We start from the raw sequence: 10,648 nt of genomic DNA, 5'->3' as shown, positions 1-10,648 counted from the left end.
TGGCCGACATCAGTCGGAATAGGTGGCCGGCTTCAAATCGGAATGGTGGCCGACATCAAATCGGAATCCCCGGCCGGCTTCCTTCGGAATCCGCATCCGGAGCACAAACGATGCGTCCCGATGTGCAAATTCCCTCTCAATCGGATCGGAGCTCCACCTCCTCCATGGAGAAGCCTTGCGCGCATCAACTCGCGCCGTGCGCCGTCATTTCGTCCGCAGCATGGCCCAATCAGGAGACTGACGATGCAAGAATGGGAAACCAGTGCGCCGTTCAGCGCGCCCAGCGGGCTGCAGGAGCCCAGGGCGTGGGCATATAGTAGGGAACCGCGATGAATGTTGCTTCGATGGCCGTGATCCGATGGGCCTTGATCTTGAAGAGTTCCAGAACACACCAACTGTGCGGTTCGCGGAAGATCGAAGGAATGACGGTGCCATCGGTCAGGGCATATTCGTCCAACGCACCCTTGTGGTCGATGAAAGCCCGGCTCATAACCAGCCCGCGGCTCTCGTCAATCACCATGAAGTCGCGATCGCGCACACGTTCATTGAAGCGATACCGGCCCAGCAGGAAGAGTTTTTCCACGTCGGGGAAAGCCATGCCATTTTCGAAGCGGGTGCAGTCGGCGGAAAAGGCGGTATCGCGAATTTCCCCATCATTGTTTTCCAGGGTCGACCAATAGCCATTGGCAACCGAGATGAGCGCGTCGCGCGTCATTCGTTCATCATCGGCCACCGGCTCCAGCAGATCCGGCTCGTGACGGAATTGCTCGATCGGGCCAATCGGCGTCGGCGGTCCGGACAGGTTCCGTTTCGTCGACAATATATGCTCGGCCTCTGTAATCTGACCATTTTCCACCCTGAGCCTGATGGCGAGGAAGCCAGGGACATCAAGCGTACGGATCGCCGTGAAGATTCCGATGGTGCCCGCGGTCGTATCGACGAAGGTCAGCGGAGGGCCGACCTCCTCCGCAACCGTGTCCCATGTGCCGTCCGGAAATGGCAGGGCGACGTTATTCTCGCTGAACCTTATCCCCATCGAAATGGGCGCAAGGGACGGATCATGGGCGACATAGGCGGCGCGATACTGGTCGGCGATCGCATGCAGGGCGGCCTCGTTCAAACTCATTGGGACATCTCCGGTGTGGCTGGTCTCGATGCCAACCGCGGGATCGGCACTGCGTCAAAGGGCGTCAGTCGAACTGCAGTTGCGCGTCGCTGTACCAGCGCCCATGGACCTGGACATTGGAGCGGAAGGGCAGGATCACCCGGGCCACGGTGCCATCCTCTGGATGCCTCGCGTCGGCCACCACCAATTCGGTGCACATGTCGGCAAAATTGCTTGCCGTGCCGATCAACCAGCCATCGCCTTCATCGGCAGCAGCATGGCGCGGCACGAAGGTGACTTCCTGCAAGCCATGGGTGGGACCTGCATAGAAGGAGCGCATCGTGCGATCCTTGAGGTCGAACACCCCATAGCTGTTCACTATGTGCCTGATCCCTTCGCCGATCCTGTCCCGGTCGAGCGGTTTGGAGAGATCGTTGAAGGACGTATAGGCGTAGCGCGTGTCGCGGCCCATGAACCGCTCGTCCACCCGGCCCAGGTCGACCACCGGAAGATCAGGAAAGAGGATCTCCTCCTCATAGCCGTCATCCTTCGAGTTGAGGTCAAAGCTGATCCGTCGAATGTAGGAGCGACCCTTGACCGGATCCCAGGGCGTTCCATCGGCATTGGGAAAGAAGGGAAAAGGATTATTGTCGAAGATTGGTGCTTCCAGCACCACCCTGTCGCCGACCGTACGCGCGTTGAACGTGTGAACGATTGCGCGATTGGGGCCTTTGAACCAACGCAGGTCGCTAGCGTCGCCATTGCGTGGAAGTATCCCGAAATAGGTGGGCGCCTCGGCATCGAAAGTCCAGTGTATCCTGCCCTTGCGAAGCCGCGCCTCGTCGGTCACGTAGCCGAACACGGGGAAGATCACATGCTTGTCCGTGATCGCCCAGTCATGGACCATGCTGACATAGGGGACCTTCAGCCGGACCTCCCGGGTGACTTCGCCCGCTTTGTCGATAACGTAGAAGAACAGGTCATCGGTTGCGAGTCCGGTAGCTTCATAGCCGAAGGTGAGCAGTTCGCCGGTTTCTGGATCAATCTTTGGATGAGCAGTGAAGGTCTGGCTCTTGTATTTCCCGCCAAAATTGAAGGAGCCGCGCGTTTCCAGCGTGACCGGATCGATTTCGGTAGGACGGGCATCCTCCTTCAATGCGAAGAGGCGGCCTGCATTGACCTCAAGGCTGGTATTGGCGACGGTGTTGCGCCAGGGCTCCTCCACATGCGCGACTTCCGGCTCGCAATCATAGGGATTGCGATAATAGCCGTAAAGTTGCCGCCCAGCGGCACGGTTGCGCCGATAGCGCTCGGTCTGTATCCAGCGGCCCTTATAGTCGACCTTCCCGTCGCGAAAGCGGAACCGGCTGACATAGCCGTCTTGGTTGAAGACGGAATCATCTGGATTCTTGGGTGGATAGGCCCAGTCGCCACCGACGCGCACAAAAGCGCCGTTGAGACCTCGGGGCACGGTACCGATGACTTGACAGTCGATCACGTCCGCTTCGAATGCCTGCGGCGCCAAGAAATTGGATTTGTGGGACATAAGAGCAATCCTCTTTCGATTTCGAATGAAATGTTCGCGAAGTCGTCTCTATCGCGACATGTCCCAGCCGGTGCCCGCCTTGTAGACATTGGCATTGAGGAACACGCCCTGCACTCGCGTTATGGCGCCGTCACGGAACTTGAAGGCTTGGCCCAGCAGGTTTTCATTGGGGAACTGGGTTCCCGCCATATGCGGATAATATTTGCCGTTGAGGGTCATGCCTCTGACCGTGCCCAGGCGACGGAAGTTCCACACGCCGAACACGACCTGTCGCTCGACGTCGATCACCGGGAAGCGCGCATTGTCGTAACTCGTGATGAAGGAATAGATGCCCGTGCTGAGCTGGTCGGCAGGGTGCATGCCAAGGGTCGAGCGGACGGCGGCGAACCAGCTGTCGGGATCTTCGATCGGCCTCATCGGATAGGGCCATTCGTCGTTCGGACCAATCGCCATCAATATTCCATTTTCCAGGCGAATTGCGGATTGGCGGTTGAACCTGACCTGGCTCCCGTCATCCATGGCGACGGCCTTGAGATAATTTTCGGTTTCGGCAGCCAAAGCGTCCCGGTCGAGGCGACCGGAGGGATCTTCCGCCTCGAACCACAAGGGCTCCGCCTTCGGCATGTTCAGCGCCATAGGCGCGGAACGGTGCAAGATGGTCTCGACCTCGGTGATCAGGCCGTCTTCAACCCTGATACGCAGCGCCATCAAGCCAGCGCGGTCATTCTCGACGAAGGCAACATGGCTTGCGGCCTGGCCAGCATCAGGATCGATATAGTCGACGCGATAGCTGTCAAGACGATCAATGCTGCGCCACAGCGCTTCGCCCAGGGGGATGGCTACACCATTTTCGGTAAAGCGGCAGCCTGGGGAGACCGGCATCTGGGACGGATCGCGTGCAAGAAGCGCGGCGAGATAGGCGTCGATCATCTGCTCAAGCTGCACGCGGCTATGTTGGGACTGTGACATGGTTCGAATATCCGCTTGTGTTTGGTGTGCTTGCGCCGGACGTCGCCCAGCGCCATGGGCCGGTCAGCCGCCCTGGGTTGCGCGCTCGAGATCGTCGCGCACGGTGCGAGACGAAATGGCAAGGAACAGGCCGCCCAGGACATAGAGGAGGGCAAAGCCCATCATCGCATGTTGCAGGCCGCCAGCGGGCGATGCGGGATCACGCGATCCGAAATGATCACTCAAGGCGCCGACGCAGAGCGGGCCCAGCCCGAGGCCAATCAACGAGTAGAGAAGATTCACGATCGCAGAGGCCGAGGCCCGCATTCGGGGATGCATCATGTTCTGGATTACCGCGGCGGAAATTGGGATGTAGGAGAACTGGATCAGGGCGGTTGCCGCGAGCAGGGCGGTAAAGCCAACCCAGTCCTGCTGCACGAACGCCCAGAGATAGAGCGGTGCGGTGAGCAGGAAGCCGGCCATCGGGATCAGCGCGTAGACCCTCGGGTTGCGCCGCGCCCAGCGATCCGCCAGGAAGCCGCCGCCGATAATGCCCAATATGCCTGGGACACTGCCAATGAGACCGGAGATCATCCCCGCCTCGGCAAAGTCGAGGCCGAACCGCCGACCATAATAAGCAGGGATGAAATAATTGATGCCATAGCCGGCGGTTGTCGAGATGGTGGTCCCAATGACGAGGTAGCGCAGCGATCGAATCTCGGTAAAGCGGCGAAGGACGTGTTTGAGAGGGGGCGTGTCGCTTGCGTGCGCTTCCTGGTCGAAGCGGCCCCGTTGCGGTTCACGGATCGTAAGGAGGACCAGGATGGCGAGGACAACACCGGGCAGACCGGCGGCAACGAAGGCAGTCCGCCAGCTGTAATGCTGGGCGATCCAACCTCCACCCGCGCCGCCGATCATCGCGCCGAATGGCACCGCAAGCATGAAAACGGCCATCGCAGATGCCCGCCAGGAGCGGGGGAAGTAATCGGAAATGAGCGAGGTGGAAGCTGGCACGCCGGCTGCCTCGCCGATGCCGACGCCAATGCGCGCTAGCATCAACTGGGCGAAGTTGGCCGTTGCGCCGCACAGTGATGTTGCGATTGACCAAAGCGCGGTACCGATGGCGATGATGACGACGCGGCTGCGCTGCTCCGCGAGGCGCGCGACCGGGATGCTCAGCAGAGCATGGAGGACAGCGAAGCTTAGTCCACCCAATATTCCGAGTTCGGCATCGCTCAGTGCGAGATCGATCTTGATGGGCTGGACAAGCGTTTGGATGACGATGCGGTCGATAAAACCGAACGTGTTGACGAGGGTCAGAAGTCCAAGCACCCAATAGGGATTGGATACCTTGCGCAAGGGCTGGTGCATGTCAGGCAACCTCGTCCCAGAGGCGGCTAACGCGGCCTTTTTCCTCCGGTTGTTCAGCTGATGGACCCGCCTTCAGCATCGCGGCGGCCTTCTCGCCGATCATGATGCTCGGCGCATTGGTATGACCGCCAACGATGATCGGCATGATCGAGGCGTCCGCGACCCGCAGCCGCTCGACACCGTAGACGCGCAGTTGCGGATCGACGACCGCCTCCCGGCCAACGCCCATCGTACAGGTACTGGTGGGGTGATGCGCGGTCGCGATCGTCTGGCGGATATAGGCGTCAAGATCCGCATCGCTCTGGGCCGACTGGCCCGGCCGCAGTTCCTCGCCAATCATTTGGTTTAAGGGATCCCCCGCCAGCAATTCGCGCATCCAGCGTAAACCATGGCGCATGAGGGCCCGGTCGCTCTCGGTGCCCAACAGGTTCCAGAATATCCGCGGCTTGTCGAGCGGGTTGGCGGACCGGAGCTTCACCCAGCCCCGGCTGTCGGGACGAAGGATGATGGTGGACGTGCTGAACACCGACCCGCGCCCCTTGACGATGCCGGGGAACCAGACTTTCGCATCCATGGCCGTTGGCACGAACATGGCCTCGAGATCGGGTCGCTCGAGGTCCGGTCGCGACTTGTAGAAAGCCATCGCTGTCAGCGGCAGCGTGGCAGGCAGCCCCTTCCCGGTCATGCGCCACCACAGGACCGAGCGGGCGATCCGGTCGAAGCGGATCGCATTCTCGAAATCCATGGCGCCATGGGGCTGGAAGGAGGACTGCACGCCGGGATGCTCCTGGAGATTCTGCCCGACGCCAGGCAGGTCCACCTTCGTCTTGATGCCCATTTCCCGCAGATGCTCCGCTGGGCCGATGCCGGAGAGCATCAGCAGTTGCGGACTGTTATAAGCGCCACCGGACAGGATGACCTCGCATCCGGCGCGGGCCTCGCGCATCGCGCCGTTCTGCAGATATTTGACACCTACCGCCCGATTTCCTTCGAACAGGATCTGTGTCGCCTGTGCCTCGATCGCGATCGTCAGGTTATTCCGCCCAGCGGCAGGCTCGAGATAGCGCTTGGCGGTACTTGCCCTGCGCCCGCGATGGATCGAGAAGTCGGGAGCGCCGAATCCTTCATAGTCCTGCTCGAAATCGTTGGTGACGGCGTGACCCTGGCGACGCGCCGTCTCGAGCAGCGCCTTGCAGAGCCGGTTTTCGGTCGGGTGGCGCTGCGTGCTGATCGGGCCGTCGCCACCATGGCGGGCGCTGGCCCCGCGCCAGCTCCGCTCCATCTTTCGGAAATAGGGCAGCACATCCTCGAAGCTCCAGCCCGTGGCGCCCATCTGCGCCCACTGGTCGAAATCCCGCGGGTCGCCGCGGGTGAACATCATGCCATTGATGGAAGAGGACCCGCCCAGGGCCTTGCCGCGAAACACCGGGAGGCAGCGATTGTCCGCATGGACCTCCGGTTCCGTCGTATAGCCCCAATTCACTTCCGGCTGGCGCAGCAGCTGGAAGAAGGCAAGCGGCATCGCCATCAGGGGATGACGGTCGCGGCCACCTGCTTCCAGCAGCAGCACGCGCACCGCCGGATCTTCGGAAAGGCGCGCCGCTATGACCGCGCCCGACGATCCGGCGCCAACAACTATATAATCGAATTCCCGCGTCATCCCGCTCTCGTTCTCGTCTTCATTGATAGGATCGGTTTGCACGGTCCGAAGGATATGAAAAACGGTAAATGGCGCCTGGCACTTTGGGCGAAATGACCAGTTCCTTTTCGGCAAAGTTGGACACCGCGCGCGCGCTAATGTGACCTTCGTCATTACGATTTGGGCCAGTTCCCGGCTGGGGCAGCCCCTCTTGAAGCGAGGATTGCATGCAGATTGAAGAAGCGGAATTGGTTGCGGCGCGGGAGTTTGCCGGGCGCGATCATGGCTTGCTCATTGGGGGGGCGTGGCAACGGGGCGCCAGGGGCGGGACGATCGAGTCGATCGACCCCGCCTCTGGCGAAACGATCGGCGCCTTTCCCGCGGGCGGAGCGGAAGATATCGACCAGGCAGTCCAGGCTGCCGCCACTGCACTGCCGGCCTGGTCGGCCACGCGGGGGAGCGATCGGGCGAAGCTGCTCTGGGCGCTGGCTGACAAGATCATGGCCAACGCCCGTTCGCTGGGCCTGCTCGAGAGCCTCGACAATGGCATGTTGTTTCGCATGGGCATGTTCGGCGCCATGGGCGCCGCCGAGGGGCTTCGCTACAATGCGGGCTGGGCCGACAAGATCAACGGCGAGTCCGTTCCCGTGTCCGCCCCCGACCACCAGGCCTTCACCCTGAGGGAACCGGTCGGCGTCGTCGGGCTGATCGTGCCCTGGAACTTCCCGCTCGCCATGGCGGTGGCCAAGATCGGACCTGCGCTTGCGGCGGGCTGCACCGTTGTCCTCAAGCCGGCCGAGCTCACATCGCTGACCGCGCTGCGCCTTGGCGAACTGATTTTGGAGGCAGGCTTCCCTGCCGGCGTGGTCAACATCGTCACCGGGCTCGGCGCCGAAGCAGGCCAAGCCCTGGTTGACCACCCGCTGGTCGCCAAGGTCGCGTTTACGGGTTCGACCGCAACCGGCAAGCGGCTGCTGGCGGGCGCCGCAGGCAATCTCAAGCGCCTCTCGCTGGAACTGGGCGGCAAGAGCCCGGTCATCATCTTCCCCGATGCCGACCTGGAGGCAGCGGCGGAGAGTGCGGCGATGGGAGTATTCATGAACAGCGGGCAGATCTGCGTCGCTGGGTCTCGCGTCTTCATCCACCGCAGCATCTTCGACCAGACGGTGGAGCGGATTGCCGCCCGCGCCAGGGCGCTTAGGCTGGGACGCGGTTCGGCGCCCGACACAGACCTCGGACCGCTGATCTCCTCGATCCAGCGGGACCGGGTGCTCGGCTATGTGGAGGCTGGACGACAGGATGGTGGAGAAATCCTCTCCGGCGGCAAGGCCGCCGAAGGTCCGGGCTTCTTCGTAGAGCCGACCGTCTTTGTAAATGTCGGTCAGGAGGATCGCATCATGCGCGAGGAAATCTTCGGGCCGGTGGTCGCCGCCGCGCCGTTCGATGACTTCGACGAAGTGATCGCCCGCGCCAATGACAGCGACTATGGCCTGTCGGCGTCGGTTTGGACAAAGGACGTGGGAACCGCCCTCAGGTCGGCAAAGGCCATCCAGGCAGGAACCGTGCGAGTCAATGGCGGGACCGGGCTCGATTCCAACATGCCGTTCGGCGGCTTCAAGCAGTCCGGCTGGGGCCGCGAGAATGGTCGCCAGGGCATCGAGGCCTTCACTGAACTGAAGTCGGTCTCGATCAAATTGTAAAAAACAGGTAGATTGCGAGCGAAGATGCCCGATCCTCCCGAGAAGAGGAGGGGCCAAGGAGAGTGATATGCGAAAGATCGTTGGAGCAACCGCGCATGCCGGCGAACAACCATTGATCCGGGAGATCGTCTCGGCTGAAGCCCGCCAGCGTGTGCGGGAATGGCTGGAACGCATCGCCTTTGCAGACCATGAGAAGGGGCATTTTTCGCTCGCCCATCCCTATCGCCCGCTCCAGGGAATCGAATTGCGGCGCTTCGCCGCAAGCGAGGCCAGTTCGCTGAATTTCAGCGTTCCCAAGGTCGACCGGCCGATTGATTGCATGAAGGTGGTTGCCCAGATTCAGGGAAACTGCCGGGTGACCACGCGCATGGGAACAACGCGCGTGGCCCCTTCGCAGTGGATGATCCACGATTTCTCGCGCGAGATGGAGATCGAGCTGACGCCGGACTCGGTGCAACTGCTGTTGATCTTTCCCGCCGACTTCTTCTTCCGGCGCGAGCCGCTCGCCCCCGGGTCGGAGCTCTATCCCTTCGGTTCGCAGCCGGGAATGGCCCGGGTCGCAGGAGGGTTCCTCGAAGTGTTGAATCGGGACTGGGCGTCCCTCACCACTGCCGACCAGACCGACATGATCGACACGGCTGCCCAGCTTATCCAATTGGCCATCAACGAGCATGATGCCGCACGGGCGGTCACGAGCATGCAGGACACCGTGCGCGAGCGGATCAAGACCTATGTGAGCCGGAACCTTCGGGATCCCAAGCTTTCGCTTGATCGCATCGCGGATCATCTGGGATGCACGAAACGCTATCTGCATAAGGTGTTTCGCGGGGGAGAACAGACGCTAAGCGCCTATATCTGGGACATGAGGCTGCAGCGGTGCGCCAGCGACCTGGTGGACGCAAGCAAGGCAAGCCAGTCGATCACGCAGATCGCCTTTTCCTGGGGTTTCAACAATTCCGCTCATTTCTCGAAGCTCTTCCGCGACCATTATGGCATGTCCGCCAGACAGTTCCGGCTTGAGCCTCCAGCACCGCCAGCCGAGGGACTGGCCGAGAACGGTATCCCGGCTGGAGAGCTTGTCCTGAGCGGTGCGAAGGAAAGGTGCTGACATGGAGCTGAACCATTTCATGTCCTATATCGCCAGCTTCAATGCACGCGACTTCGAAGCCATGCGCAAATACTGGTCCGACGAGGTAGAGCTGGAGCTGCCGCCCGACCGCGAGGGCAATCGCCGGATTTTGCGCGGGCCGGATTCAATCATCGCCTCCTACACCCGGCTGTTCGGCTATGTCCGCGAACATCTCGAAATCGACTATCTCGCCATGGATCAGGACCGCATCGCCTGCGAAATGGGAACGACCTTCGAGGCGATCGAGGATCATCCGGATTTTGCAGCCCAGCCCTTGCGCAAAGGCGACGTCTTCATCATGAATAATTTCGTGCATTTCGACCTGCAGGACGGCCTCTTCCACCGAATCCGTGTCGCCCGGTATACTCAGGATGCGAGCGGAGTACGCGCTGGCAACTGACCCGGTTCGTCAGGAACGAACTTACTGGTTCCTTCCCAAACAAGCGTCCTGATTTCCGACAGCTAGTTTGCCGCGCATGGAGCAAGGCATAAGCAGGGAGCCAGCGTGGCAAGGGGCAGATACTGTCCGTTTCTTGCCGCCGGCTGGGCCGCCCGAAGGCGGATTGCGCATATACCTGCGTGTTTTTCCCGCCATCGCCCATGCTCATAATGATTTTCACCGACTGTCGCTGGGCGCGCTACTGCCCCAGATGCGGCAAGAACTGCCGTTTAGCGAAACAACGCCCGGCCAGCTGTCTTGGACCGGCTTCGTCATTTCATACGTGATGGAGAATGGGCCTGCTGCGCGGTCGCGGCAGCAGCACCGCCGTGGTCAGCGCTCGCCATCTACGCGAGCTGGACGATCTGGGCCATCGCCGACCATCTCTGTTTCATCTGCATACCGCCCCTGAGACGCCAGTGCGACCGCATGACTGGCTGACCCAGAACGTGATCATCGGCTGCGATGTCCGGGCACCTGTCAGGGATCATGCGGTCCTGGATTGTTTCCTCGGGACCGGCTGGCCTTCCAAGAATTCACATGTCTACAGGAGAGACACCATAATGAATTGCAAGAAGTTTGGCGCTGTTGCCTTGGCTATTCTATCCAGCGGCGTGTCGGTCGTCGCCTTCGCCCAGGTCACCGGCGCGGATGCCCCTCAGGATTCAGGGGATGCGAGTCAGGAGATCATCGTGACCGCGACCCGGCAGGAGCAGGTGCTGCGTCGCGTGCCGCTGTCGGTCACCGCCTATTCGCAGGAGGCGCTGGACC

Annotated in this window: 9 protein-coding genes; 4 read left to right on the top strand and 5 right to left on the bottom strand. The window is 61.4% G+C overall.

Annotated features, from left to right (window positions below; genetic code table 11):
• Window positions 1-271: 271 nt before the first annotated feature.
• The 5 genes from B5483_RS22415 to B5483_RS22395 all read right to left on the bottom strand — a co-directional run bounded on the left by B5483_RS22415 (window position 272) and on the right by B5483_RS22395 (window position 6,783).
• A complete protein-coding gene (locus B5483_RS22415; RefSeq protein ID WP_425435064.1) occupies window positions 272-1,120 on the bottom strand; it encodes a DUF8021 domain-containing protein in 849 nt (282 codons plus the stop codon).
• A 70-nt stretch (window positions 1,121-1,190) separates the two neighbouring features.
• Window positions 1,191-2,651 (bottom strand): carotenoid oxygenase family protein, encoded by a 1,461-nt coding sequence (locus B5483_RS22410; protein ID WP_079732112.1) that lies wholly within the window; start codon window positions 2,649-2,651, stop codon window positions 1,191-1,193.
• Window positions 2,652-2,699: 48 nt separating this feature from the next.
• Entirely contained in the window at window positions 2,700-3,620 is a 921-nt protein-coding gene (locus tag B5483_RS22405; protein ID WP_139384133.1) for a DUF8021 domain-containing protein, read from the bottom strand.
• A 63-nt stretch (window positions 3,621-3,683) separates the two neighbouring features.
• On the bottom strand, window positions 3,684-4,970 hold the full coding sequence (locus tag B5483_RS22400) for a spinster family MFS transporter (protein WP_079732110.1): 1,287 nt from the start codon (window positions 4,968-4,970) through the stop codon (window positions 3,684-3,686).
• A gap of 1 nt (window position 4,971) precedes the next feature.
• Window positions 4,972-6,783: a GMC family oxidoreductase gene (locus B5483_RS22395; protein WP_245829568.1), complete on the bottom strand. Its 1,812-nt coding sequence runs from the start codon at window positions 6,781-6,783 to the stop codon at window positions 4,972-4,974.
• Window positions 6,784-6,836: 53 nt separating this feature from the next.
• Between B5483_RS22395 and B5483_RS22390 the strand changes: the two genes are divergently transcribed.
• The 4 genes from B5483_RS22390 to B5483_RS23035 all read left to right on the top strand — a co-directional run.
• Entirely contained in the window at window positions 6,837-8,309 is a 1,473-nt protein-coding gene (locus B5483_RS22390) for an aldehyde dehydrogenase family protein (protein WP_176168180.1), read from the top strand.
• Between the two features lie 67 nt (window positions 8,310-8,376).
• Entirely contained in the window at window positions 8,377-9,417 is a 1,041-nt protein-coding gene (locus B5483_RS22385; protein ID WP_079732109.1) for an AraC family transcriptional regulator, read from the top strand.
• Between the two features lies 1 nt (window position 9,418).
• Complete coding sequence (locus B5483_RS22380; RefSeq protein WP_079732108.1) at window positions 9,419-9,838, top strand: nuclear transport factor 2 family protein; 420 nt, start codon at window positions 9,419-9,421, stop codon at window positions 9,836-9,838.
• A gap of 332 nt (window positions 9,839-10,170) precedes the next feature.
• Window positions 10,171-10,648, top strand: a 478-nt coding sequence (locus B5483_RS23035) for a DUF3237 domain-containing protein (protein WP_139384132.1), incomplete at its 3' end; no start/stop codon positions are given.

The sequence above is a fragment of the Novosphingobium mathurense genome, assembly GCF_900168325.1.
Taxonomy (GTDB): domain Bacteria; phylum Pseudomonadota; class Alphaproteobacteria; order Sphingomonadales; family Sphingomonadaceae; genus Novosphingobium; species Novosphingobium mathurense.
This window is presented reverse-complemented; position numbering and strand designations above follow the sequence as displayed.

What these genes read in the sequence shown, in the direction of transcription:
- B5483_RS22410 (WP_079732112.1), bottom strand. Translation starts at nt 2,651, where the DNA reads ATGTCCCACAAATCCAATTTCTTGGCGCCGCAGGCATTCGAAGCGGAC.
- B5483_RS22405 (WP_139384133.1), bottom strand. Translation starts at nt 3,620, where the DNA reads ATGTCACAGTCCCAACATAGCCGCGTGCAGCTTGAGCAGATGATCGAC.
- B5483_RS22400 (WP_079732110.1), bottom strand. Translation starts at nt 4,970, where the DNA reads ATGCACCAGCCCTTGCGCAAGGTATCCAATCCCTATTGGGTGCTTGGA.
- B5483_RS22395 (WP_245829568.1), bottom strand. Translation starts at nt 6,783, where the DNA reads ATGACGAAGGTCACATTAGCGCGCGCGCGGTGTCCAACTTTGCCGAAA.
- B5483_RS22390 (WP_176168180.1), top strand. Translation starts at nt 6,837, where the DNA reads ATGCAGATTGAAGAAGCGGAATTGGTTGCGGCGCGGGAGTTTGCCGGG.
- B5483_RS22385 (WP_079732109.1), top strand. Translation starts at nt 8,377, where the DNA reads ATGCGAAAGATCGTTGGAGCAACCGCGCATGCCGGCGAACAACCATTG.
- B5483_RS22380 (WP_079732108.1), top strand. Translation starts at nt 9,419, where the DNA reads ATGGAGCTGAACCATTTCATGTCCTATATCGCCAGCTTCAATGCACGC.